Source organism: Nostoc sp. FACHB-892 (assembly GCF_014698795.1).
Lineage (GTDB): Bacteria > Cyanobacteriota > Cyanobacteriia > Cyanobacteriales > Nostocaceae > Nostoc.
On record NZ_JACJTR010000010.1, the window covers coordinates 135,411 to 161,729 of the forward strand.

General features: G+C 40.1%; 23 protein-coding genes and 1 pseudogene. 6 read left to right on the top strand and 18 right to left on the bottom strand.

What is annotated here, in order from left to right; translation table 11 throughout:
* Window positions 1–103 precede the first annotated feature (103 nt).
* From H6G96_RS15890 to H6G96_RS15905, 4 genes are all read right to left on the bottom strand, one after another.
* Complete coding sequence (locus tag H6G96_RS15890; protein ID WP_190912423.1) at window positions 104–1,015, bottom strand: hypothetical protein; 912 nt, start codon at window positions 1,013–1,015, stop codon at window positions 104–106.
* Window positions 1,016–1,234: 219 nt separating this feature from the next.
* On the bottom strand, window positions 1,235–3,514 hold the full coding sequence (locus H6G96_RS15895; protein WP_190912424.1) for a response regulator: 2,280 nt from the start codon (window positions 3,512–3,514) through the stop codon (window positions 1,235–1,237).
* Between the two features lie 5 nt (window positions 3,515–3,519).
* Window positions 3,520–3,966, bottom strand: coding sequence for a response regulator (locus tag H6G96_RS15900; RefSeq protein ID WP_190912352.1), 447 nt, complete (start codon window positions 3,964–3,966; stop codon window positions 3,520–3,522).
* Window positions 3,963–6,524: a GAF domain-containing protein gene (locus H6G96_RS15905; RefSeq protein ID WP_190912353.1), complete on the bottom strand. Its 2,562-nt coding sequence runs from the start codon at window positions 6,522–6,524 to the stop codon at window positions 3,963–3,965. The genes H6G96_RS15900 and H6G96_RS15905 overlap by 4 nt, the downstream gene beginning before the upstream one ends.
* Before the next feature lie 421 nt (window positions 6,525–6,945).
* Between H6G96_RS15905 and H6G96_RS15910 the strand changes: the two genes are divergently transcribed.
* A complete protein-coding gene (locus H6G96_RS15910; protein ID WP_190912354.1) occupies window positions 6,946–8,811 on the top strand; it encodes a tetratricopeptide repeat protein in 1,866 nt (621 codons plus the stop codon).
* Between the two features lie 206 nt (window positions 8,812–9,017).
* Here the strand turns inward: H6G96_RS15910 and hisG are convergent, their stop codons facing one another.
* On the bottom strand, window positions 9,018–9,662 hold the full coding sequence (hisG, locus tag H6G96_RS15915) for an ATP phosphoribosyltransferase (RefSeq protein ID WP_190912355.1): 645 nt from the start codon (window positions 9,660–9,662) through the stop codon (window positions 9,018–9,020).
* Window positions 9,663–9,729: 67 nt separating this feature from the next.
* Here hisG and rppA point away from each other — a divergent pair, with 67 nt between their 5' ends.
* A complete protein-coding gene (gene rppA / locus H6G96_RS15920; RefSeq protein ID WP_190912356.1) occupies window positions 9,730–10,419 on the top strand; it encodes a two-component system response regulator RppA in 690 nt (229 codons plus the stop codon).
* A 411-nt stretch (window positions 10,420–10,830) separates the two neighbouring features.
* On the opposite strand, the gene H6G96_RS15925 is transcribed toward rppA, so the two are convergent.
* The 5 genes from H6G96_RS15925 to H6G96_RS15945 all read right to left on the bottom strand — a co-directional run bounded on the left by H6G96_RS15925 (window position 10,831) and on the right by H6G96_RS15945 (window position 14,924).
* Window positions 10,831–11,448, bottom strand: coding sequence for a hypothetical protein (locus tag H6G96_RS15925; protein WP_190912357.1), 618 nt, complete (start codon window positions 11,446–11,448; stop codon window positions 10,831–10,833).
* Between the two features lie 44 nt (window positions 11,449–11,492).
* The gene (locus H6G96_RS15930) at window positions 11,493–12,521 is read right to left on the bottom strand and encodes a glucokinase (RefSeq protein ID WP_190912358.1); all 1,029 of its coding nucleotides are present in this window, start codon (window positions 12,519–12,521) and stop codon (window positions 11,493–11,495) included.
* Window positions 12,522–12,604: 83 nt separating this feature from the next.
* On the bottom strand, window positions 12,605–13,252 hold the full coding sequence (locus tag H6G96_RS15935; RefSeq protein WP_190912359.1) for a histidine phosphatase family protein: 648 nt from the start codon (window positions 13,250–13,252) through the stop codon (window positions 12,605–12,607).
* 343 nt (window positions 13,253–13,595) lie between these two features.
* Window positions 13,596–14,159, bottom strand: a complete 564-nt coding sequence (locus tag H6G96_RS15940; RefSeq protein ID WP_190912360.1) for a Uma2 family endonuclease — start codon at window positions 14,157–14,159, stop codon at window positions 13,596–13,598.
* A gap of 33 nt (window positions 14,160–14,192) precedes the next feature.
* Entirely contained in the window at window positions 14,193–14,924 is a 732-nt protein-coding gene (locus tag H6G96_RS15945; protein WP_163927704.1) for an ABC transporter ATP-binding protein, read from the bottom strand.
* Between the two features lie 161 nt (window positions 14,925–15,085).
* Here H6G96_RS15945 and H6G96_RS15950 point away from each other — a divergent pair, with 161 nt between their 5' ends.
* A complete protein-coding gene (locus H6G96_RS15950) occupies window positions 15,086–15,940 on the top strand; it encodes a DUF4351 domain-containing protein (RefSeq protein ID WP_190912361.1) in 855 nt (284 codons plus the stop codon).
* Window positions 15,941–16,418: 478 nt separating this feature from the next.
* The gene (locus H6G96_RS15955) at window positions 16,419–17,288 is read left to right on the top strand and encodes an Rpn family recombination-promoting nuclease/putative transposase (protein WP_190912362.1); all 870 of its coding nucleotides are present in this window, start codon (window positions 16,419–16,421) and stop codon (window positions 17,286–17,288) included.
* Between the two features lie 18 nt (window positions 17,289–17,306).
* On the opposite strand, the gene H6G96_RS15960 is transcribed toward H6G96_RS15955, so the two are convergent.
* The 7 genes and pseudogenes from H6G96_RS15960 to H6G96_RS15990 form a co-directional block, all read right to left on the bottom strand.
* On the bottom strand, window positions 17,307–18,074 hold the full coding sequence (locus tag H6G96_RS15960; RefSeq protein ID WP_190912363.1) for an ABC transporter ATP-binding protein: 768 nt from the start codon (window positions 18,072–18,074) through the stop codon (window positions 17,307–17,309).
* 67 nt (window positions 18,075–18,141) lie between these two features.
* Window positions 18,142–19,104: a branched-chain amino acid ABC transporter permease gene (locus tag H6G96_RS15965; RefSeq protein WP_190912364.1), complete on the bottom strand. Its 963-nt coding sequence runs from the start codon at window positions 19,102–19,104 to the stop codon at window positions 18,142–18,144.
* Between the two features lie 15 nt (window positions 19,105–19,119).
* A pseudogene (locus tag H6G96_RS15970) lies at window positions 19,120–19,718 on the bottom strand (Uma2 family endonuclease).
* 14 nt (window positions 19,719–19,732) lie between these two features.
* The gene (locus tag H6G96_RS15975) at window positions 19,733–20,683 is read right to left on the bottom strand and encodes a branched-chain amino acid ABC transporter permease (protein ID WP_190912365.1); all 951 of its coding nucleotides are present in this window, start codon (window positions 20,681–20,683) and stop codon (window positions 19,733–19,735) included.
* A 7-nt stretch (window positions 20,684–20,690) separates the two neighbouring features.
* Window positions 20,691–21,932 (bottom strand): ABC transporter substrate-binding protein, encoded by a 1,242-nt coding sequence (locus tag H6G96_RS15980; protein ID WP_190912366.1) that lies wholly within the window; start codon window positions 21,930–21,932, stop codon window positions 20,691–20,693.
* A 259-nt stretch (window positions 21,933–22,191) separates the two neighbouring features.
* The gene (locus tag H6G96_RS15985; RefSeq protein WP_190912367.1) at window positions 22,192–22,518 is read right to left on the bottom strand and encodes a DUF6464 family protein; all 327 of its coding nucleotides are present in this window, start codon (window positions 22,516–22,518) and stop codon (window positions 22,192–22,194) included.
* A 221-nt stretch (window positions 22,519–22,739) separates the two neighbouring features.
* Complete coding sequence (locus H6G96_RS15990) at window positions 22,740–23,243, bottom strand: hypothetical protein (protein WP_190912368.1); 504 nt, start codon at window positions 23,241–23,243, stop codon at window positions 22,740–22,742.
* Window positions 23,244–23,445: 202 nt separating this feature from the next.
* Between H6G96_RS15990 and H6G96_RS15995 the strand changes: the two genes are divergently transcribed.
* Entirely contained in the window at window positions 23,446–23,907 is a 462-nt protein-coding gene (locus H6G96_RS15995) for a GNAT family N-acetyltransferase (protein WP_190912425.1), read from the top strand.
* Between the two features lie 474 nt (window positions 23,908–24,381).
* Here H6G96_RS15995 and H6G96_RS16000 read toward each other — a convergent pair whose 3' ends face one another.
* Window positions 24,382–25,437: a 1-acyl-sn-glycerol-3-phosphate acyltransferase gene (locus tag H6G96_RS16000; protein ID WP_190912369.1), complete on the bottom strand. Its 1,056-nt coding sequence runs from the start codon at window positions 25,435–25,437 to the stop codon at window positions 24,382–24,384.
* A gap of 561 nt (window positions 25,438–25,998) precedes the next feature.
* Here H6G96_RS16000 and H6G96_RS16005 point away from each other — a divergent pair.
* Window positions 25,999–26,319 carry a helix-turn-helix transcriptional regulator gene (locus tag H6G96_RS16005; RefSeq protein ID WP_347242240.1) on the top strand — a complete coding sequence of 107 codons (321 nt, stop codon included), beginning with the start codon at window positions 25,999–26,001 and terminating at the stop codon, window positions 26,317–26,319.

Consider the following 26,319-nt stretch of genomic DNA (forward strand, 5'->3'; position numbering starts at 1 on the left):
TTTTAGTTAGAAATTGCGAATTATTCTTAACTACAAAACTACTAACGTTTAATTTACAATAGTCATGTAGATATTTACAAGAAAGAATACATACCCTTGTTTTTTAGCTACTTCCACCCAAAATGTATACATAGGAACCCAAATTTTCGTCATCTGTACCAACAATCACACCGCCTTCTGCACCTGGAACAAGTTCCATGCCTTCAATTTTGTGGTAATCAGAGCGGTAAAGGGGAACAAGTTGAGGATTTTGCCGCCATACAATTTTGTTACCACGGAATCCCAGGTGTCCAGCGACATACACAGCTGACTGAAATGGGCCATCATCTCCAGCATCACTTGCTGAAGTGATGTACACAATTCCTACGGGGTCTACCTTAATATCTGAAATATGACGAACATTGCCCGATGGAAAGGGTACTTTCAGATTGGCAGAACCTGCGAGAGTAATTTCATATTTAGCTAAGTCAAATATTCCCCAAAAAATAGTTGCTGGTTGTTCTCCTTCACCTCGATGCCCCCAAATAGCAACTAATTTACCGTCTATATTTTGTAATCCAAATGCTTCAAAGTTATTGCCTTGAATAATTCCTGGGAGATTAAATTCCTTGATCGTAGAGATGGTCTTATTGGCAGGCTCTAATCTGATGTAATAAGCTTTTCCAGAACTGCTTAAAGCTATAAAAGAGGATTTTGTTTTTTCTGGAACAGATGTTAAAGCTTCTAAATCGATGGGTAATTCTATGTTATTTGGCCAGTTTAATGGTAAATATTCAGGTTGGTTTTTACCCTTAATACTGATGATTGCTAAACGACCTTGATTTTTTTGTTTGTTGTCATGGGCAATCAAAAAATCTAAGGAATTGCTTTGTTGCTCTATCAAAGCCATACCACTGATACCAAAAGGGATACCACCGCGAACCGGACGCCAATCTTGCGCCCAAACTTGCTGGGATATGAGTAACAATGCACTTAAGACTACTATATTGATGATTAATTTAAGAAACCGAGGCATAGTATAAGGAATTGGGCATGGGGCATGGGGCATGGGGCATGGGGCATTGGGCATTGGGTTAGGAAAACTCTTCCCAGTCCCCAGTACCTAGTTCCCAGTATCGGTAAGAGAAGTGCCTTAGCCGATGCTCAATCATATCAAATCCAGGCAATTTGCACCCACATCAATAAAGCAGTTTTTTGTACTTGTGTTAGCAGTATATTTACGTAATTAATTAACTCAAGATAGCACTTTCTGTAAAGAAAGCAATAATTCGTTGACAGTATAGGGCTTCGACAAAAACGTATTGACACCAATTGCAGCTACTGCACTGAGCTTATTGTCAGACATAAGTCCACTGCTGGCAATAATTCTGACTTGGGGGTTGATTTTTCGCAGGGTACGGATGGCAGTTAAACCATCCAGCGAGGGCAGCATAATATCCATTAGTACGGCACTAATTTTTCCCCTATTTTTAGCGTACAGCGCGATCGCCTCAATGCCATCACCGGCAATTAGGGTTTTATAGTTGTAAGCTTCCAGCGATGTCCTCATAGTCTCTTGAATGGCAACTTCATCATCCACAACCAAAATTAATTCTCCATGTCCTGTCTGGAGTGGCAATTCTTCTGGAGTGAGTGTTTCCATTCCTTCCACTGCTGGCAAGTAAACCTTGAAGCTAGTGCCACTTCCCGGTTCGCTATACACATTCACAAAACCCCCGTGGCTTTTAATGATCCCCAGTGCGGTGGAAAGTCCTAACCCTGTGCCTTGTCCTACATCTTTTGTGGTAAAGAATGGCTCGAAAATTCTATCTAAGATTTCTCTGGGAATCCCCACTCCGGTATCGGAGACAGTAATCACTGTGTAAGGCCCTTCTTTGGCTTCCAGGTTCATGCGGGCATAATTTTCGTCAATCAACAGTTTCTCAGCAGAGATGCTCAAACTACCGCCATCGGGCATAGCATCGCGGGCGTTAACGCAGAGGTTCATTAGTACTTGATGCAGTTGGGTGCTATCTCCTGAAACCATCCACAAATCCTGCGGTATATCAGTGCTGATTTCTATGGATTTGGGAAATGTCTCTTTGAGAATCTTGGCTAGTTCTACAATTATATGTCTGAGTTGCAAAGTGATGCGCTTACCTTCTATACCTCGCGCAAAGGACAGCACCTGTTTAACTAAATCAGCACCGCGTCTAGCGTTAATTTCCAAAATCTCTAGTAGATGGTGGGTGCGTTCATCTGCATCAGGAAATTTGAGGGGTAGCAGTTGCGCTCCTGCCAAAATTGGTGTCAGGATATTGTTGAGGTCGTGAGCAATGCCACTAGCTAAAGTGCCAATACTTTCTAGGCGTTGGGCGCGAAACAATTGAGCTTCTAAGTGTTTTTTCTCAGTAATATCTGTGTCAACGGTAAGAATTGATTTGGGTTTCCCTTGTTCATCGCATACCAGACTCCAGCGACTAGCAACAAGAATTTCCTTGTCAGTTTTGGTAAGTTTATTTAACTCTCCCTGCCACTTTCCTTTACTAACAACTTGTAAAAGAGCCGCTTCGATTTCTGGTGAAAATTCGTCATACAAAAGCTCATTAGCATTTTTGCCGTAAGCTTCTGTCGCTTTCCAACCGTAAAGTGTTTCTGCGCCTTTGTTCCAGAAGATAATTTCATTGTTTAAATCTCGCAGGCAAATAGCGTCTGTGGTGACATCGAGTAATGCTGCTTGTTCGCGGATTTTTTCTTCTGCTAATTTGCGATCGCGTAGTGCAGCTTGTCGTTCGCTAATATCAATACTGGCACACGTCACGCCAACAATTTCTTGCGACTCATTCCGCAATGGCTCAACTGTCAAATCGTAATATCGAGTTGTATCTTTGATTGTAATTGATACTTCCTCTCGCGTTCCTATGCCAGTGGTTAATACTCCACGTTTAATTGTGGTAAGACGTTGAGCATCTTCAACTGGGATAATATCCAAGTCTTGTTTGCCTAATATTCCCTCAACCGTCAATTTAGATGGGGGATTGTAAACCCAGGTGTAGCGTAACTCACAATCTTGGTTGTAGACAAAGATGGGAGAGTTTTTGAGGGCCACCCGAAATCGTTCCTCACTCTGTCGCAGTGCGTTATCTGCCCGTTGACGTTCGATGGCATAACGCATTGAGCGCACCAGCAAGTCGCCAGTTACTTGCCCTTTCACCAAATAATCCTGCGCTCCTTCTTGCATTGCCCTAATTGCGAGGGTTTCATCGTTTATACCCGTCAGCACAATAATCGGAGTGGCTTTTGCTTGCTGGTGAGCGATGACAAAGGTTTCTAGTCCCTGGCTATCTGGCAGCGAGAGGTCTAACAAAATTACATCAAAAAGTTCCTTAGCTAAGTAGTTGAGTGCTTCAGAAAGCTTTTCAACGGGAATCAAATCAACTACAACTGTAGTAACTTCCTTTAAAAACTCCTGTAATAATAAGACATCACCAGGATTATCTTCTACTAATAAGACTTTTATATTTTTACCTGCCATTTCCATTACTCCGGTGGCAGTTTTACGATCGCAAACCAAAAATTTTCTATTGATTGTACAATTTTAACGAATTGATCGAAATCTACTGGCTTAGTTATATAACAGTTTGCACATAAATTATAGGCTTTGAGGATGTCTTCTTCAGCTTGGGAAGTAGTCAGAACTACTACAGGAATTCGTCTGAGATTTTCGTCTGCTTTGATTTCTGCCAGCACCTCCCGCCCATCTTTTCTGGGCAAGTTCAAATCGAGCAGCACAATATCTGGATGGACTGCCTTGACATATTTTTCCTGTTTTCGCAAAAATGCCATTGCTTCCACACCATCTTCGACCACGTTCAGGTTAATTGAGATTTTACTATCTTCAAGGGCGATGCGTGTAAGTTGGGCATCGCCAGGATTGTCTTCTACCAACAAAACCTCAATAGGCATAATCGCTGTTATGATACTCACGATTGCTTACCTGCTCTATCCGGGATTGTGAAGTAGAAAGTCGAACCTTCACCCGGTTTCGACTCAACCCAGATCCGGCCGCCGTGGCGTTCTATAATTTTTTTACAAATTGCCAGACCAATTCCAGTACCGGGATACTTGTCTCTACCGTGCAAGCGCTGAAAAATGATAAAAATACGTTCTATATACTGGGATTCTATACCAATTCCATTATCGCGCACCCAGAACAACCATTCATCTGCCGATGGGATAGGATTTAAACTTTCTGTATCTAGATTTGCATCTGGTTTGGCTACCCCAATGTGAATTAGTGGCTGCTGATTTTTGCAAAATTTGATCGCGTTGCCAATCAGGTTTTGAAATACTTGTGTTAATTGCGTAGCATCTGCCATCACTTCAGGTAGAGGATTATGAGTGACAACTGCCTGACTATCCGCGATCGCAATTTGCAGATTAGCGATCGCTTGTTCTAAGACAACACTACAATTTACTCGCATAAAAGGCTGTCCACGGGTGCTGACGCGAGAATAATTCAACAAATCATTGATTAGGGTCTGCATCCGCCGGGCCCCATCTACTGCATAGTTGATAAACTGGTCGGCATTGGTATCAAGTTGATTTTTGTATCTTCGCTCTAGTAGTTGTAAATAACTCGTTACCATCCGCAATGGCTCTTGCAAGTCATGAGAAGCTACATAAGCAAACTGTTCCAATTCCGCATTAGAACGAGCGAGTTCCTGACTTTGCTGGCTTTCTTTTGCTAATAGTTGTGCTTGAGATAAAGCAATCCCAATTTGGTTAGCTAATTGCTTTAACAATTCCGTCTCAAAATTATTCCACCGTCGAGGTGCGGCACACTGATGAGCCAGCAACAAACCCCAAATATTTTCCCTAACAAGAATAGGCACTACGAGGTTAGCCTTGATAGCAAACTGCTGAAGAAATTCTCGATGGCATGGTTGAATGTGAGCGGTTTCAACGTCTTCCATCGCACTCACTCTGCCTTTGCGATATCTTTCTATGTATTCTTCTTTAAAGCAAGGGTCAAAAATATTTCTTCCCAGAATTACCGGCCAACCAGGTAGCACTGCCTCTTGCACTACTGTTCCTGAACCATCAGCCTCAAGTTGAAAAATCAAAACTCGGTCAGCTTGTAGTAGTTTTTGTACCTCTGTTACAGTGGTTTTGAGGATTTCGTCTATTTGTAAAGATTCTCGAATTTTCAGGGTGATTTCGGCAAATAGTTGCGATCGTAAATTCTGTCGCTTTAATTCTTCATCTGCCTGCTTGCGATCTGTGATATCTGTATAAGAACCCACCATCCGCACTATATCACCCGATGCGTCCCAAAGTGCCTGTCCTCGATCTAGAATCCACTTATAGTTGCCGTCTTGGCATTGGACTCGATATTCACAGACGTAAAACGGCGTTTTCTTGGCAAAGTGGTCTTGGAAGGCTTGAAGTACCCAATCTCGCTCATCGGGGTGGATTAGTTTTGTCCATTCATCCCAACCGTTGGAAACTTCGTGGTCTTTATAACCGAGCATTTCCTTCCAGCGAGTTGAGAAGAACACTTCATTAGTTTTAAGGTTCCAGTCCCAAATACCATCATTATTACCATGTAATGCTAATTGCCAGCGTTCTTCACTCTCTCGTAGTGCTTCTGCTGTTCGTCGCCGTTCAGTAATGTCTTGGAAATAAACAGACAAGCCGTCTTTTGCAGGATAGGCGTGGACTTGAAACCAGCTCTTTAATGGCGGATAAAACTCCTCAAATTCTACACTCACCTGTTCTAAGATTGCCCTGTGATACTCACGATGGAATGTTGTGTCTATAAGTTCTGGAAATACCTCCCAAATGCTTTGACCCAATAATTCATTCTGTTTTTTCTGCAACAGCAGTTCTGCTTGACCATTAACGTAGGTGAATCGCCACTTTTTATCTAAAGCAAAAAACGCATCAGTGATGCTTTCGAGTAAATTAGTAATGCGGATTCTGGCCGATTCTGACTCGGCATGTGCTGCTTGCTCATGCGCCACGAGCTTTTCGGTAATTTGAGATACCTCAGTTACATGACGTCTGAGTTCTAGTTGGTCAATCACCAAGCGACTCAGAGCTACAAGCGCCTCCACTTGTTTTTGGCTCAATTCCCGTGGAGCTTGGTCAATTACACACAGAGTTCCTAACATATCTCCCTTGGGAGTAATTAGGGGTACGCCTGCATAAAACCGTATATATGGATAGCCAGTTACTACCGCATTATTTGCTAATGTTTCATCAGCTAGGGTGTCAGGAACCACCACAACATTACGCCGCTCTTGGCAAAGGTAAGATAACCCAACACACCGGGGCATTTCTGATACATCTAAACCTACTTTTGCCTTAAACCATTGACGGTTTTCATCAATAAAATTTACCAATGATATGGACGTACCACAAATAAATGCCGCTAACTGAGCAAGATTGTCGTAGGCTTCTTCCGGCTCGGTGTCAAGAATTTGATACTGGCGGAGGGCTTCTAGCCTTTTCGCTTCTGTATCAATTTGTCCAGATTTCATTAACTTTACTTAATAAATTGAAATGTAATCTCTAATAATCAACGTTGCTATCTTAAGCATAGCTTAAGATTTTTTAATAATTCTTAGTCTTTTTCCTGCCTCTGGCTATTAACGAAAGTCTATTACATTTTGTCAATGATTCGGCTCATTGTGAGACGGCTTATATGATTTTTGATTAATACAGGACGACGGAAATAGACATACTATTTCAAATAGCGCAAGAAGCTTGGAATACAATTTTTTGACTTTTGACTTTCGCCTTGCGGTACTAGCTCTAACTTTTAAAACATCCTCTAAGTTTCTTTGGGTTGTCCACACTAACACTTATTGATATTGCAACATTTGCGTAATTTGTTCAGAAACAGAGTGATATAAGATTAGAGGAAAACATCTCTGTTTGAAATGAGCAATCACTATTTCTATGGTTTATTTTTTCTGCACTAAGCTGCAAAACACACTTTATCGCCAGAGCTTTCTGAGTGCTAGTGTGTTAGTTTTTCTAACTTTGATCTTACCATTTTTTGCAACCAATTCAGGAATATTAAGTGCATCGGCACAGACGCAAACAGTCCAAAAACGTATAGACGAAGCGTTGCGTTTGTACCAAACAGGCGAACAACACTATAATCAAGGTCAGTTAAGCGAAGCATTAGAGACATTTCAACGGGCTTTAGCTATTTATCGAGAAAATGGCGTAGGCGTAGCCCGTCTTAGACATCGCTCCCACCAAACAAAGACCTTTAATAAAATTGGGGAAGTTTATAACGATATCGGTCAGTACCCCAAAGCCTTAGACTTTTACCAGCAAGCCTTAGAAATTACTAAACAAATCGGCGACAAAGAGGAGGAAGGTACAACACTTAGAGGCATTGGGTCAGTTTACAACAACATCAATCAGTACGCCAAAGCTTTAGACTGTTACCAGCAAGCCTTAGAAATTACCAAACAAATCGGCGACAAAAAGGGGGAAAGTAAAGCTCTAAATGGTATTGGAGAAGTTTACTATAGCCAGAGTCAGTATGCTAAAGCTTTAGAGTTTTACCAACAAGCCTTAAAAATTACCAAACAAATCGACGACAAGAAAGAGGAAATTCAAAACCTTGATAATATTGGAGAAGTTTACTCTAGTCAAGGTCAGTATGCCAAAGCTTTAGAGTTTTACCAGCAAGCCTTAGACATTACCAAACAAATTGACGACAAGAAAGAGGAAGGTAAAGCTCTCAATGGTATTGGAGAGTTTTACTCCAGCCAGAGTCAGTACGCTAAAGCTTTAGAGTTTTACCAACAAGCCTTAAAAATTACCAAACAAATTGGTGACAAAAAGGGGGAAGGTCAGGCCATCAATGGTATTGGGGCAGTTTATAACAAACTCAGTCAGTATGGCATGGCCTTAGAGTTTTTCGAGCAAGCAAATGATATCGCTAAACAAATTGGCGACAAGCAAGGGGAAAGTGCAAACCTTAGAGATATTGGAGAAGTTTACTCTAGCCAGCGTCAGTATGCCAAAGCTTTAGAGTTTTACCAGCAAGCCTTAGCGATTTACCAACAAATCGGCAGCAAAGGGGGGGAAAGTTCGACTATCAATGGCATTGCGGCTATTTACTCTATTCAAGGTCAGTACCCCAAAGCTTTAGAGTTTTACCAGCAAGCCTTAGACATTACCAAACAAATTGGCAGCAAAGCAGTAGAAGGTAGAACTCTTGCAATAATGGGGGGATTTTACTCTAGTCAGCGTCAGTATGCCAAAGCTTTAGAGTTTTACCAACAAGCGTTAGCGATTTATCAACAAATCGGCACTAAGGGAGAGGAAGCCTCTAGTCTCAACGGTATTGGGTCAGTTTATTATGGACAGAAGCAGTACCCTAAAGCCTTAGAGGTTATTGAGCAAGCCTTAGCAATTAACAAACAAATTGGCAGCAAAGCAGGGGAAAGTACAACCCTCAATAACATGGGGGCATTTTACTATAGCCAAAGGCAGTATCCCAAAGCTTTAGAGTTCTTTGGGCAAGCCTTAGCAATTAACAAACAAATCGGCAGCAAATCTGGAGAAGGTATAACGCTCAACAGTATTGGGGCAGTTTATTATGAACAGCGCCAATACAAAAAAGCCTTAGAGTTCTTTGGACAAGCTTTAGTAATTCACCAACAAACCGGCTCTCTTCGTAGTGAATGCATAAGCCTGAAAAACATTGGAGCAATATACGCTAACTATAATCAAAATCCCAGATCCTTAAACTTGTATCGGCAAGCTTTAGGAACTTGCAAACAAATTGGCATTAAGCTTTGATCTGATACTAAGACACAAAAACTGTATTAGGACTAGCCCTTTCAAGATGAACTTTGTACTATTAAATAATGCCGATTTTAATTCAATTTTGGTATTTTGGCTCAGGCTTGGAGTTTAATGCATAAATTCTTTGTTCAATTCCAGCCGATACCTGAAATGGCGTAAAAACGTTAATAGTATATCTGCTTACCTTAAAAGGGCTACTGTTAAACTCCTAGCAAAACGGCTTCTCGCAGCTTGGCAATCACATCACTTAAATTACCCGTGTTCAGGCGGTAACTTAGAGGATGGGCAATCAACCGCGCCGTACTTTCATAGAGAGTAGCAATTTCAATCAAACCATTTTCGCGCAAAGTCCGCCCTGTAGAAACCAAATCCACGATCGCTTCTGACATTCCAGTAATCGGGCCTAGTTCAACTGAACCATACAACGGCACTATTTCCACAGGTAAATCCAAACTGTGGAAATATTCACGAGCGCAATTCACATACTTGGAGGCAATTCTACCATGCGGTGGTAAATCTAAAGGCAATCGGTAAGAACTGGATGCTTTTACCGCCACTGACATCCGACAATGCCCAAACTGCAAATCTACCAAGTGGGCAACTTGCGGTTGCTTCTCCCGCAGCACATCGTAACCGACAACACCCAGTTGTGCTTGACCATATTCCACATAAACAGGCACATCTTGCGCCCGTACCAACAAAGCTTTTGCAACTCCCTTAGTGTCAGGAATTTGAAGTTGGCGAGTTCCTGAATCTAAAAAAGCACTAAAATCTAATCCCACAGATTGTAGCAGGCGGATGCTATTTTTAAGGAGTTCCCCTTTTGGCAATGCAACAGTCAGCATTCTTTTTCTTAATATCCTTGGCGTTCTGGCAGTTGAATAATATCTCTATATGCTTACCACAAGCAGCATGAGAATTTTATTAGTTGATGATGAAGTTGAATTAACTGAACCCTTGAGTCGCCTATTAACTCGTGAGGGTTACATTGTAGATGCCGCTTACGATGGCACAAGTGGTAGTGAATATGCACAAGCAGGCAGTTACGACCTACTAATTTTAGATTGGATGCTGCCAGGAAAAACGGGGTTAGAGATTTGTCAGCAATTGCGACGGCAAGGCAAAACCACTCCCGTGCTGTTTCTCACAGCTAAGGATACTCTAGATGACCGCGTACAAGGTTTAGATGCTGGTGCAGATGACTATCTAGTTAAACCTTTTGAACTGCGGGAGTTATTAGCTAGAGTCCGTGCTTTATTGCGTCGTTCCGGTTCCCAAACTTATGAAACCACCACCGGACGTTTAACTGTCGCTGATTTAGAACTCGATTGGGAAAATCAAGTAGCCTATCGCCAAGGACGAATAATTGAGCTATCGCAAAAAGAAAGCCAGCTGCTCCAATATTTTATGGAACACACTGGACAACTAATGACTCATGCCCAGATTATGCAAAATTTGTGGTCAGAGGAAGAACAACCTAGTAGTAATGTGATCGCGGCATTAATTCGTTTGCTGCGCCGTAAGATTGAGGTAGGTAGAGAAACTGCCCTGATTCACACTGTCTACGGCAAAGGTTATCGTTTCGGTGCTTCCTCAATGTAGGATGAAGCTTTGTTGAAAATGGAGGTAATTCAAAATTTTGAAACCCTATGATGACTTGCCAGCAGCTATTTATCAGAGCAGTAGATATGCGAACGATTATGATAGTTGCGTAATGCCATTTCTTTGGGAGGCTGTGCCAAACCCTTTTAACTTTTTCCTTTCTTTCTTTGTGTCCTTCTCTGACGAGACGCTGCGCGTAGCTTGCTTCTCCGTAGGAGTATGCGTCCTTTGCGGTAGCCTGCGCCAAGCCGCTTTGCGTCTACGTTTCTCTCTCTTCTGTCTTGCACTTAAATATGATAGTTTAGCGCATCTTCATACAGAATTAGTATAAGTCCTGTAGTTATTAGCCCTGCAATTGATTGCAAGGCTAATATGGTAAAGGTTTTAGGTGATTTATTAACAGAAATTGCCTTAGTTATTTGGTTTTTTCAAAACCACATTGAAAGAATTTAAATATCCCGTAATGGTTTTAGCTAATGTTTTCTGCTGTTTTTTTGTAGTTATTGCCATTACTTGATACAATCTTCCTTCGGCAACATACATTCTACTTTTAGTGATTTTCCCTCCAGAATTGATGTACTCAATTTCTTTACCAGGATGATTATTATAACTACGAATATTTCGCTGACTAATTAAATTACTTTTCGTAGTCTTTAAAGCCATATCCCGCGCATTATTAAGTACAGTTTGAGGGTCAGTTATTTGACCGTAACTATAAGGAAAATCATTGTAAGCAACTACATAAGCTACTTGCTGTTTTGGTGGTTGAGCGACAAATATTTCTAAGTCAATTTCCCCCATGTAAGTTTTTTGGGATTGGGTATTTCTGTCGGGGCTTCCCGGCATCAAAATAGTAAACCGCCCATCTGGAGCCGTGTATAATTTCCATTGTGGCTGCACGGGTTGAGTAACCTTTGGCTTGGGTTTAACAACAGTCGTCGGAGTTTTGGGTTGACGCGCCTCCACGAGAATAGATCCACCGCAAACAAAGGTGGCAGCGAGTAATGGCAACAGGCTCTTAATTGTCATATTTTTTGCTTTCGAGATGCAGATATTACTGATGATGCTAGCTGTTATAACCTAGCAGCACATAAAACAGCACCTATTAGTCCCACTTGCGGGTTGAGGATAATATACACGGGTATCTCTTCGAGGAGGCGGCGCATCCTGCCTTTTTGAGTGAAATTTAATAAGAAACCGCTATTTTGGATTAAAGGTAGAATTTTAGGCGCAATTCCACCAGCGATGTATAAGCCACCATAAGGTAAGAGTTTAAGAGCGAGATTGCCGGCTTCTGCACCATAAGCCTCTATAAATAATTGCAAAGTTTGTTCCGAAAGGCGATCGCTACCTTCCAAGGCTGCTTTCCCAATAGCAGCACCAGGATCAACACTTCTCTCTTCTTGTCCGGCTTCTTGTTCCCAAGTTCTGACGATTTGGGCAATGTCTGGTGATTCTGCGGCAAATTTGCGATCGCGCAAAAATTGGTAAATCGCCACAATTCCCATTCCAGAAACTACCCGTTCCACAGAAAGGCGTTGGATATCATGTTTACCCAGCAGGTATCTCAACAGTTGAAACTCTATCTCATTCCGAGGGGCAAAATCAGCGTGTCCACCTTCTGAGGGAAAGACTTGATAGTTGTTTCCTTGTTTAATTAAAAATCCTTGTCCTAAACCAGTACCAGCACCAATAATTGCAATAGGTGCTTCGGGTTGAGATTTGCCAACTTGCAACGTCAGCAAGTCTTGTCTTTGTAAACCTAAAATACCATAGCCAATCGCTGCAAAGTCGTTAATCAAAGAAATATGCCGGATACCCAACTCTTTTTGTAGACGTTCGGTATCCAGAAACCAGACTAAATTGGTTAGTTTGGCAGTATTTTTGACAATGGGACCTGCGATCGCAAAACAAGCCTTTTCTGGTATTGATGATGTATTAGCTTTGGCCAAAAACTGCCGCACTATCGGTACTAAATCAGGAAAATCGGCACTATGGTAACTTTCCTGATAAATAGTATGTAAACCTGCTGAATCTGATGTTTCAGCCAATCGCAGAATAGTTTTCGTACCGCCGATGTCTCCTGCTAGTAACAATGTCATAGAATTTATTCGCTAATTAATTGCTTATTTGTAAGATATACCCAACGTAGCAGAAGCCATGAAAGCAAATATCTATCAGAGGTTTAAGCAAATCGAATTACTTCCTCTATGTGGGTTAAATGAGAAGTATCTCCCTTTAGTTCTAGCAACCATTCTGGATCTTCGCGCACGACTTTTACCAGGGAACATAGAGAAGCTTTGACTTCTGTTTTGGCAATTTCCCCCACTAGCCCCATTGCTCCCCCCAATACAGATGCACCATGAGCTACTAGCAGGATATCCTGTGGGAAGAACTCAGTAGCTAAACATCTAGCAGTTTGCCCAGAACGCTCTCGGACTTTTTCGTGAGTTTCAGGATATTTGGCGGCGATGCGCGAAGTATAGCTGGTGTCAATTCTGGGGAATAATTCTGCTAACGCTGGAGTTGAGAGTCTTTCAGGTTCTTCTGTCATCCAAGCTGGATTTAGCCATTCACTCAAACCTGTTTCCAATTTGATCGGTAAGTTTAGCACTTCTGCAACTGCGTTTGCCGTTTGTACGGTTCGCAGGAAAGGAGAGGCGAAAATATGGCTAATATTCTCTCCTTTTAAGCGCTTTGCTAACTGTTGTGCCTGCACCATACCGTCATCAGACAAGGGTGGATCGTAGCGCCGTTCGGCGGTGAGAAACCAATCAGGGTTTACGAAATCTAGGCGGTTAGCGTGTCTTGCGATCCAGACTATTTGACTCATGGGTTGTAATTATTCCGCTGAATAGAATTCGCCGCTAAACAAATATAGATATCTGCAAGGAGGGCTGCAAATATTAATATAGGGCAAAAATCGTAATAATATTTAATAATACTAATTATTAGGAAAAGTTATAAATGCTGTCAATGTAGTTTTACTTAAAGCCTTTTGAGCAATTTTTCTAAAGCTATATCAACAAATCCATTTAGAGGTTCATAGCCACCAAAATCAAATACAACATATCCTTTCATTCCAACAGATTCACTAAGTCCCGTTATCTCGCTTTAACTTGAGTAAATTACTACTTTTAATATTCCCAAAGCTAGATATAAATTTATATAATTGTTTATAACTTCAACCATCCAAATAGTTGCCCTACAGTTAATTGAAAGCCGTTAACTAAATCGGGAACTGGTAATATTTGTTGTTCTTCTTGTAAAAGTTCTGGTTGCTGCTTTGGTGGATAAATTAAAACAGAACGATCGCCTGGATCAATTAACCAACCTAAACGACTACCATGTTTTAAACAATGTAGAATATTTCCGGTTACTTTAGTTTGGCTTTGATCTGGCGAAAGAATCTCAATTGTCCAGTCTGGATAAGTATTGAAGACATTAGCCACATCTCCACATTCATCTAAGGGAATTCGTTCCCAAGCAAACACAGCTACATCAGGGACAATCGAACGTCCGCTAAAAGTACACCGCAATTCTGGGAAAGCAAGAGCAATTTTTCGACTTTCACCTACTTCATTTATAGCTGTGACTAATTTACCCCGTAATATGCTATGCTTCCCTTGAGGCATTGGCTTTTGAATAATTTGACCCTTGATGTATTCTGAGCTAGGCTTTGTTTCTGGTAGTTTCAAAAACTCTTCTAAAGTTAGCGGTTTAGTTGGTGATTTTACCATCTGCTTGTACCTCGCAAATTTTGATTTAATTAATTACCCTAAATAAGCTTTTTTAACTCGCTCATCACTAATTAATTCTGATGCTGCGCCTGTTAAAGTTATAGAACCAGCTTCTAAAACATAACCGCGATCGGCAATTTGCAGAGCAAGATTAGCGTTTTGCTCAACTAACAGGATAGTCACGCCTGTAGCACGGAGATTTTCAATAATCGAGAAGATTTCCCGGACGATCGCAGGTGCTAAACCTAAGCTAGGCTCGTCTAAAAGTAATAGTTGTGGCTTACTCATTACAGCACGAGCAATCGCTAACATTTGTTGTTCACCACCGCTAAGGGTTCCTGCTAGTTGATTGCGTCTTTGTGACAAACGCGGAAATAGCTCAAATTGGCGCTGAATATCTGCTTTTATCTCTGCTTGATTGGAGCGAATATAAGCACCCAAAAGTAAGTTATCAAATACTGTTTGCCTCGCTAATACTCTCCGTCCTTCTGGACAATGGGCAATCCCAAGTTGTACAACTTCGTGAGTTTGGCGGCGGGTAATATTATGTCCATTATAGATAATTCCGCCACTCTTAGGATTAACTACTTTAGATATGGCGCGGAGTGTAGTAGTTTTACCAGCACCATTAGCACCAATTAGAGTAACTACCTCGCCTTTTTGAATAATTAAATTAATTTTTTTGAGAGCTTGGATACCGCCATAATTAACATCAAGTTCTTGAACTTCTAAAATTGTATAGTTTGGTTTACTATCGGCTTTCATCGGCGGTTTACATCCAAAAATCTTGATTCAAAACCTAACATACATCAATCATACATTTCTTAAAACAGTGCGTAGACATTGCTTTAACTTAAAAACCAACGCCAGAATACTGCAATCTTTATAATGTACGATTAATTACTGATAAATATATTAAGCGTCCTGTGGCAAAAGCAGCAGATATTGGTAGCAAGCGACTAATTAATTTAGCTCCCGATGCATGGGTACAGTGGGTAACACAGCGTCCTGAAGTTGTGGCGAAAGAAATTCTTCTCGGTTCTGAGTTTCACTGGATTAGCCGGGAGACAGATGTTTTAGTGAAGGCATATAGTGCCACTCACGGAGATTTTCTCGTACTAAATGAACTACAACTGCGTTATACAGCACAGATGCCTCTACGTATGAGAGCTTATACTGCCTTGGCACAAGAACGCTACCGATTGCCAACTTACCCAGTACTTGTTAACATTTTACCGCCACCATCCACCTTAACTATTGCCAGTAGTTACGAGCAGGAATTTTTGGGATTACGTGCCATCCAAGATTATCGCGTGATTAATTTGTGGGAAATCGATGCTGCAATAGTGTTTGATCAACCATTACCATCGTTGTTACCGTTTGTGCCAATCCTGCGAGGAGGGGGAGAGGTAGCAGTTGTGCAACGCGCATTACAGGCGTTACGAGCAGATGAACAGTTGAACCAATTAGAATCATTGCTGGCATTTTTTGCTAGCTTTGTTTTAGACACGCCTTTAGTGCAGCAAATCATGAGGTGGGATATGGCAGTATTGCGAGAATCGCCTTGGTATCAGGAAATTGAGCAAAGAGGTATTCAGCTAGGTCTTCAGCAAGGTGTACAACGGCAGTTAATCCGAGTATTGCGACGACGTTTTGGTGAAATTCCTCATGAGGTGGAAGCAAGGCTTGAGGGTGAAAGTGTGGAAAGATTAGAAAATTTAATGGATAGTGCGATCGCAGTGCATTCTTTAGACGAATTTCTCACAATTATATCTGCGTAAATAGTGTACACACTCATATCGACGGTGAATGTGGGCTTCTGTGCGACTTCTCTACAAGGACAATACGGTAGTATCAAAGACTCGCTGAAAACCACGTTTAAGGGTGCGTAAGCCCTTTGTGGCTACCCGAATTCAATAAACGACTGCCCGAATTCAATAAACGACTACCCGAATTCAATAAACGACTACCCGAATTCAATAAACGACTACCCGAATTCAATAAACGACTACCCGAATTCAATAAACGACTACCCGAATTCAATAAACGACTGCCCGAATTCAATAAACGACTGCCCAAATTCAATAAACGACTGCCCAAATTCAATATAGGAACTCAGCAAATTTGCTTTTATTAAACACGAAAGCGATGGCTTTGCCAACGCCAAGGGCGATCGCTTTAGCTATTACAAAATTATTTAGTGTAATGCCACACTTCAAGTTACGATAAACCTTACTTATTGAGAGCATCTATACCCTGATGACAAGGCCTGCTGATGTCAGCACCAAAAAATTAATCAGCCTCGCACCCGATAACTGGGTAAGATGGGTAACGCAGATTCCTGATGTTGTTGCTAGAGAAATTCTAAATAGTGAATTTCAGTGGATTAGCCGAGAAAGTGATGTTTTAATCCGTGTCAGTAGTCCTCAACACGGAGAATTTTTGCTTCTCAACGAATTACAATTACGCTATCAATCCAATATGCCACGTCGGATGCGTGCATACGCTGCACTTGCAGAAGAAAAATATAACTTACCAACATATCCTGTTCTGATCAATATTCTTAAAACTGGTAACAACGAAATACCCACAAGCTTTACATCAAATATTGCAGGATTACGGGCAATACAAGATTATCGGGTAATTAACCTGTGGGAAATTGATGTCAATATTGCTTTTCAACAACCCTTACCATCCTTACTGCCATTTGTACCCATTCTCAAAGGTGGTGAAAATGAATCTATTATTAGAGAAGCATTGCAAATTCTCCGTGCTGATGAACAACTAAACCAACTGGAAACAGTTCTAGCTTTTTTTGCTACGTTTGTTTTAGAGAACACGCTCGTTCAAGAAATCATGAGGTGGGATATGTCCGTATTACGTGAGTCACCTTGGTATCAAGAAATTTTACGCGAAGGAGAAGCACGCGGGAAAGCAAGCGGGGAAGTAAGCGGGGAACTGCGAGGAATACTTTCTGCGATTGAAATTAATTTAGAATTGAAATTCAGCGATCGCGGCTTACAGTTGATGCCACAAATTAACCAGATTCAGGATTTAGAACGTTTGAAGACAATTTTAAGAAATGTTGTAACTGCAAATACTATTGAGGAATTGCAACAAATTTTGTAATTCTCAATTTAGTTATCATTAATTTCCCAAATAAGCTTCAATCACAGCTGGATCATTTCTAACTACAGATGGTTCACCCAATGCAATCAATTGCCCAAAATCTAATACTGCAATGCGATCGCATAAACCCATAACCAAGGGTACATGGTGTTCAATCAGCACAATTGTTAAATTAAACTGTTCTCGCAGACTACGGATAAATTCACTCAGTTGCTGCTTTTCATTGGGGTTCATCCCCGCCGCCGGTTCATCGAGAAGTAAGATTTGTGGTTCTAGGGCTAAAGCACGGGCAATTTCCAGCCGACGCTGATCGCCGTAGGCAAAGTTTTTAGCTTTCTCGTCAGCGCGATCGCTCAAGCCTACCATATCTAATAATTGTAAAGCTTTTCGCCTACTTTTTTTCTCTTCCCGACGCGCTGGTGGTAATCCCAAAAGTCCTGTTAATACATTACTTTTATTATCCAAATGTCGGGCAATTATAACATTTTCTAATGCTGATAAATCACCAAATAAGCGAATATTTTGAAAAGTTCGAGCGATACCTAAACCTGCAATTTGATCGGGGCGTAGTTGGGAAATGTTAGCACCTTGATAGCGTAATTCTCCACTAGAAAGGGGAATAAAAGCTGTAATCAAATTAAACAGTGTTGTTTTCCCAGCACCGTTAGGGCCAATTAATCCAAAAATCTCATGTTGATTGACTGTAAAAGATACATTATTTACCGCCACTAACCCCCCAAAACGGCGAGTCAGTGATTTGGCTTCTAAAACAATGTTGTTTGTCATTGCGCTGCCTTAATTAAATCGGCTGCTTTTTCACAAATCATAATTTTCGTTACTTTTCTTCTATTTATTAACTTGTCTGTTTTAATGTTTTAGAAATTAACTTTGTCAATTGCTTCTTACAGTTTTTCAAAATATCTGGAGTAACAAAGCCTTGGGGGAAAAATATAGTTCCTAAAACTATTAATATACCATAAATAATTAATCTCCCATCTCGTAAGAATTGGGCTAACCAATTGGGTAATCCTGCTATATCGGCTATTCTTCGTAAAATAATTTCTAATAATACTTTCAAGACAATAGCACCGACAACCGAACCTAAAAAAGTTCTAGAACCACCAATTAACACAATTGTTAAATAGGTAATGCTAGCATCAAAAGTACCTTGTCGAGCATTCCAGGTATTGAGAAAATGAGCGCTAATTACACCTACAATTCCAGCAAGCATTGCTCCGAGAGTAAAGGCTAAAACTTTGTAGTAAGTGGGGTTAATTCCCATTGCACTGGCAGCTAATTCATCTTCACGGATGGCGATGAATGCTCTACCTGTGCGAATACGTTCTAAACGGTAAAATAACACCATACTAATTAATAGTAATGGTATGGCAATCCATAAATATTCAAGTTGGCTTTGGAATGGCTGAGGAATACCAAAAATCCCTACAGCACCGCCTGTAATATCTAGATTTAAGGATACAACTCGCAATACTTCTACAAAAGCAATAGTTGCGATCGCTAAATAAATTCCCCGCAACCGTAATGCTGGAATTCCAACTATTACGGCTAATATACCGGAGATTAAACCAGCAATCAACATTTCTAATAAAAGTAATGGAATCGGAAATAAATTATTACTAGATGGAAAAACTTTTGTAGATAAAATCGCTGCAATATATCCACCTAAAGCATAAAATCCAGGACTAGCTAAAGACAATTGTCCAGCCATCAGAGGTAAATAAAGCGATAATCCTAATAAAGCCTCCAATACCATGTAGACTATTGGTGATTCATAAGTAGAGAAAAATTCAGCCATTGTAAAATATTTTGATTAAGCTGCTAATATTTGCTCTGCTGTTAACGCCAGCTCAGGTAAAGTTCGTGACATAATTCGTTCAGAACCTCTAAAGTGTGTACGTTGATATTTACCCTCAGCATCTAATATAAAAACAAACACAGTCGGAACTTTGGGATTTCCCAAATACTCTCTTGAACCAATTGCCAAATAATCTACAATTATTCTGTAACACCTAAACGTTGATATTCATCTAATTTATCAATGTAGTCATCTTCCCAATTAGTTGATGTTACCTCGATAGCTAGCTGGATGGGTTCTTCAAGTGCAGAATAAGCAGAACGATTTGAGCGCCATACATCTTTATCTATGACACTTACATCAGGCTTGCGTCCTTGCTCGATTCCATTGGCAGTTACAGTTCTAAAAACTGCTGTGTTATTAACTACATAATTGAGGTTTAGTCGTCTAATTTCATCATTTAAACCAAACAACATAAAATTGGCGACATCATCATGTTTTCTAGTTGCACGCACTTCTACAATTTTTCCATCCACAAGTTCATATAAACCTTCTTCTGAACACTCTTTCAAAAAATCATCAAAAGTTAATTTTTGTTTGGTGTATGTTTTCATTGCGCTACATCTCTTTAAACTTTCTGAATAAACCGACGGCCTAGCAAACCTTGGGGTCTAACTAACAACATGATAAATAATATTCCGTAGGCTACAGCGTCTTTGTAACCGGAATATTCCGCCGGAACAAAAGCTTCAACTAAACCAATGAGCAATCCTCCTAAAACTGCGCCGGGAATACTACCTAAACCACCTAAGACAATTACTGCTAAACCCCGTAATCCAAAAGCAATACCAAAATATGGCCCGGCAATACTAACACTAGAAGCAACTAAAGTTCCTGCTAATCCTGCTAGAAAACTGCTGAGAAAGAATGTTAAAATGATAAAGCGATCGCTATTAATTCCTAACAAACTCGCTGTTGTTGGATCTTCTGCGATCGCCTGCATTGCTTTACCATATTTAGTCCGATTGATAAAGTAGGTAATAATTGCCACAATCACAACTGATACAGCAAAAATTATTATCTGAACGGTGCGAATAGGAATTTCCTTTTCTTGAGTACCAAAATTAATAGAAGGCGGTAAATTACCATAAGTATTTGCGGGGTATGTGTAACTTTCTGCTCCTACTAAATACTGGATTAAGTTCACAATTACCACTGCTACCCCCAAGCTGGAAACAACGGTTAGCAAGGGATCAGATCCTTGACGGCGTAAAGGTTGGAAAGCAAGCCGTTCCATCACTACCCCTACCAATCCCGCCAAGGTACTTCCTAAAATTAAGGCGATAGCAAATGGTAATTTTATCGGCAAGACTGCATTAGCTAGCAAGCCATTAAATCCAAAGTTACCACCCATAAGGGCATAAGTTAAATATGCGCCCAAGGTAAAAATCGCGCCATGAGCTAAATTAATGATGCCCAAAATAGAATAAACTAAGGTATATCCCAATGCAAAAATTGCATAGATACTACCAATAGATAATCCGTTCAAAAATTGTTGCAGAAATAGAGTTATATCCATGTTGCAACTATTTTATAAATACGAATTTTCCAGTGTTTCCATCTTTATCCATCTTAATTTGGGCGACGTAAAATTCTTTTTGAATCACATCACCTACTGGTGTAAAAGCAATCTCACCTAAAGGAGTATTATACTTTCCAGCTAGTATTTGCTTGTTCAATTCTGTACGGAGTTTATCAATAGGTAATGTGCTGATTTTGTTTTTTTTATCCAACTCTTTAAGCGCTTCAACATACACCTGCACCGCCGCAAAAGCTTGACCGGTAAATTGGGCGGGTTCTTTCTTGTATTGCTCAACATATGCTTGGCGAAATACCTTATTAATCTCACCAGGATATTCAGGACTATAAGCTTGAGCAATCAGTACACCATCGCAAAGGGCTTTACAAACAGATAAAACATTGGGTGTATTCAGACCATTACCACCAACAATTATGCCTTTATAACCCAACTCTCGCAGTTGTCGCACCAAATTACCACCATCAGCAGCTAAACCCGAAATAATTACTAAATCTGGTTTTAAGTTAATTGCGTTGGTAGCTTGGGCTTGAAAGTCGGTATCGGTAGTTTGGAACTTTTGAACTGTTACTAATTCTAGCCCTTGTTCTTTAACTGCTTTTTGAAAAATCTCGGTTTCTGATTTGTTAAATGCATCATTTTGAGCATAAAAAACTGCTACTTTTTTAATTTGAGGATTCTGCTTGAGTGCAGCTTTCAGCGAATTAGGGGCAACTATAGAGACGGGAGCAGATACACGAGCGACATAATCACCAATCTCTGGAATCCCGTTTGCGGTATTTGATGCGCCAATAACTGGGACTTTAGCACGTTCGGCGATGGGATCAGCACTAAAAGCTTGCTGCGATAAAGTAGGGCCAACAATGCCGACAACTTTATCTTTGTTAATTAAAGTTTGAAAAGCGTTAATTGCTCCAGCTTCATCACCGCCAGTATCTTGGCTTACCAATTTAATCGGAGTGCCATTAATACCACCTTTACTATTGAAATACTTCTCGGCAATTCTGGCTCCCACGAATCCTTCTTGACCAAGTAATGCTACGTTGCTGGTTTGCGCTAAGGCAATACCGATGGGAATAGCACCTGGTGTAGTTGTTGTCTGGGCGGTGTTAGTTGTAGTGTTATTCGTGGTATTATCTGGAGAATTTGTCACAGAGCCACCGCCACAGCCTGTTAATAGCAAAGCGCAAGTTGATAATAATGCTGTTGTCTGAGCGATCGCGTTATTCATCGTTAAATAATCATCTAGTTATTAGATATTCGGCAAAAGTTAATACTAAAGTTTGTAATCTGCAAATAAAATGACGCAGATTTCCACTTTTGCACGAATTATATTAAATCATTCTTATTTGAACATGCAAAGACAAATATTCAAAGTCTTTGTAAATACAAATTATTATAAATACTGATAATCATATCATTTCCCGATTCTATTTGGGAATGTGCTATGAAGTCACTTTGTCATTCTGTGAAGTTCTAAGTAAGGACTCTTAAACCCTTTTTTCCTTACCAGCTAATTCCTTAGGTTCGTAGTGACGGCAACCGTTACAAGGGCCTTCGGGATTGACAGCACAACGCATATAGCCAGATCGGGCATTAAATTTGCAGCTGATATCGCCAATTAGGTAACCCACACCTTCTAAATAATAGCGATCGCTTTCTACAGGTCTAAGATTTTGCCGCCTCTGTACAGCTGAAAAATTCATGGCTGCTTGTCTGAGTCGTAAGCGCGATCGCGCATGAGTTTTGCGGATCACCCACAGAGAAATCAGGGACGGTAAAAAACCAACGGCAATCACTAAAAGTGTTTTTAACACCTTCTTTTTACCTCTTCTGTGCGCTGATTGATTGTCCCTGATGTTGCACTCGGTTTTACGGAGGTGCAATCTTAGGGCAGTTTGCCTAATTGCTATCATAGTTGGTAACAATTAGCAATGGCAGTATACTAAGTAATTTTGAGGAAAAATTTCCTTCTGCCACTTCAATCAGCATAACTGTTACAACCTCAGGGGTGATCTGCCGTTGAATGTTAATAATTTTAAGATTTGTGGACTAATATCTTTTTGAAGAAGCTTTTTGTATCAGCCTCAGCCCCATTCTTGTTTTTTCTGTGTCGCTGCGATGCTAATCTTTTTTTGGTTTGCTGACGAAGTTGCTGTGCTAGAAGTGCGGCTTCCCTTTCGGCTCGGAATAAATCAACTTTTCGCGTTGTCAGAATAAATGAGTCGTCAGGCTTTCGTTTCACCCAAGGGACGCTAACTGCGAAATAGTGACAAATATTTTTCCATAGCTCCTGCTTTAAAACTGGGTAACGTTTTTGAGTATTCAGTGTGTTGGCGATCGCTTTCAACTCTAATATCGCTGCTTCTAACTCTCCCGCCATCTGATTGATACGTTTGACTTGTCTTATCAAACGCTCTTGTTCACTAATGATTTTTTCCTGCTGGGGTTGCAGTGGCGCTATAGCTGTAGTTACAGATATAGGCAACAACGAAACTTTGAGTAAAATGGGCTTTTTATCCGTGTCTTGGATTTGTTTCATACTACCTCAAGCAAAGCTAGCTGACTTTTAAGGCATTTTAGCAGCTAATTAGTATATTTGTACTATAAAAATTGTCTATATGAGGTTTAATCTGATGAATTCTGCTGTATAAGCAAAAAAGCACTACACTCGGAAGCTGAAGTAGATCCGCCAGTGCTGATACTATTTCTAGTAAATTTCCTTGTCATTAATTACCTTTCTTATGAAATTAAGAATATACGAAATAACTGATACCGAAGAAATTATGAAATTGTTCTACGACACTATTCATGAAGTAAATATTCGTGATTACACACAAGAACAAGTAGATGCTTGGGCACCAGCAAATATGGATATTGAGGTTTGGATTAAAGGTTTGGGGAGTAAGTTTACTTATGTAGCCGAGGAGCAGGGTAAAATTATTGGTTTTGGGGAGTTAGAGGCTAATGGACATATTGATCGTTTTTACTGCCATAAAGATTTTCAAAGAAAAGGAGTTGGTAAGAAAATCTTAGAACAGCTTGAATCAAAAGCAAAGTCTTTAGGTATTGAAAAGTTATTTACAGAAGCCAGTATTACAGCTAAACCGTTTTTTGAAAGACAGAATTTTATTGTTGTGAAACAGCAAGAGGTAGAACGTAGAGGGCAAAAGCTGATAAATTTTGTTATGGAAAAACCAATTTAATAATTAAATTGGTTGGATTAACAATAGTAATTTTGTAAAAAATATATCGAAATATTGTCCGCTTTATTACTTCTTAAACCCAAAAAACTCCACCCCGCCAAAGCTGTGCTTTATCCTCCCCCCTTGCGGCTACGGTGTACACAATTCTTTTAGAATTACCCCACAGGCTTTGATCCCCCCAACCCCCCTTAAAAAGGGGGGCAAAAACCTTTCAAAGTCCTCCAATTTATCGGAGGATTTAGGAGGATCTACAAGACTTTGGTTTTGTATAGAGATATGTGTCACCGTAGCCGCAAACGGGGAGGGGTTGCAGGGTGGTTTCATACAAGCAGAGAAAATTAAAACTGGGTTTTAAAGCCTTGCTACCTTTCAGGGAGAGGAATGGAAGTGGGGTAAAAAACTATGTTACGTTACAAAACTTTTATACTTAAGTAAATTGTTTTTTAAAAGATTGATTTAAATTAACTCGTAAAATTAAACTTGTTTCAATAACTGATTAATTTGAATTTGCAGTTTTTCTCGTAATTCTTGTGCCTGCCGATAAGCCACTGTACGCCCTTTATTTGAATACTTGTGCAATTCTGCTGTTTCCAAAGGCTGAATAAAGTAACGCAGTCGAGTTCTCATTGCCCAAACTCCCATTGAAGGAAACAGAACTAAGACAAGCATTAAAGGTGAAAAAGGCAAAAATGGTAATTTGACTAATCGTTGCAATCGTTTTAAATTAACAGCCCAAGGATGTAAAGATTCGCTCCCAATGCAAACTACCGGGAGAATAGGAATTTGATAGCGATCGCTCAACTTAATAAAACTCACATCAAACTTTTCTAGTTGGTAGCGTCTCCTCCAACCTTTTAGAGGGCCGCGGATACCTTCGGGTGCATATAAAATAATTTCACCTTGGGCGTTCGCTGTAGGCGTTGGTGCAGCCATTGCGGCTTCAAAATCATTTAATTCGGCTCGCACACCACCCAAAACCTGTGACCATTTAGGTGGTAACCACCAAATCATCCAAGGATGCTCAAATAATGCTGGATTTGCTAGAAGTTGCACTCCCCATTCTCTAGCTTCACCTAATAAATAACCCAAGGTCAAAAAATCCCAAGGAAAAGACATCCCTGCGTGATTCATTGCCACAATTAATGGCCCTGTTTGTGGCAAGTTTTCGACTCGTTGTAATTCTCCACGAAAGTAGTATTTAACGATAGGACCGAGAACTTCTTTGCTAAAAGCTTGTTGATATTTAGGATCAAATTCACTAACTTCTGTTCGGGGTGAACGAAAACCAAGACGTAACCAACGACTCAGCAGCGCCAGATAAAATCCGCCAGGAACTAAAAATAACCCATATTCCAGCCAATTCCAACCATCTGAATCGGTATGATAGTGCTGCCAATGACGGTTGAATAAAATTAGCCAGCCTGGAGGATACCAAAGACAAAACCAATCAAACGAACTAAATATATAGCCTTCACCTGGTAAATTTTCCAGTTGAGGGTTGATAAGGTTTTCAGAATGTTGATTAATCAAAACAATAATATGGATTAGGCAAAAATTTTGATTTAAATCCTATCATAACTTTACAGCTTCGCTATTGGAATCTTACCTTGGAAGTAAAGTCAACTACATTTTTTTTTGAAACCCATTTAAGATCATTTTGGCAAAATTAGAGATAATTTGGAAAAGCTTATTTATCCAAACCAAAATATCTGTATGAATGTTAATCTAAGTTACCATTCACGATATTAAATTTCCCCAAATGATTTAGGATTACTATATATAAAATATTAAGTAAAGTATGAATTATGGCAAGATGATGCCCTAGTCATGCATTTTTTAGGTGCGTGATTATTGAAACTTATTAAATTGTTTATAATAATACTATTTTTGGATGACCTACCTGATAAAATTTAATGTTTATTTTATAGTTACCTTCTACAATTATTTTGTCTCAACAAGTTTTGTCGTATCACCTTAAAACAGTTAACAGTTATCACAAGCATGAGCGGGGCTTACATTAGTGAACAGTAATTAATGAGGACGATAAGTAAATATTGGGATTTCGCCAAAAGATAAAATTGATAATAACTAATGGCTATTGAAATTCTTCCTCAAGCTGGAGACAAATGGCGAGACACCTGTCTTACTCTTCCCATTATGGAACTAGAAAAGTCACTAAAAATTTCAGATTTAATCCGTGAACTTCGGCAGCACCTCGATCTATCTCAGGAAAAGTTTGCAGCCAAGTTGGGAGTTTCCATGCGAACAGTTAATCGCTGGGAGAACGGATCTACAGTGCCTTCACAGATGGCACTAAAGCTCATTGAAGAAATGTTACAGAAGATGGGCGAACCAGGCAAAAGATTACTGAACGAGTATCTCCTCAAAACGGAGCAACGGGAGGACTCCTAA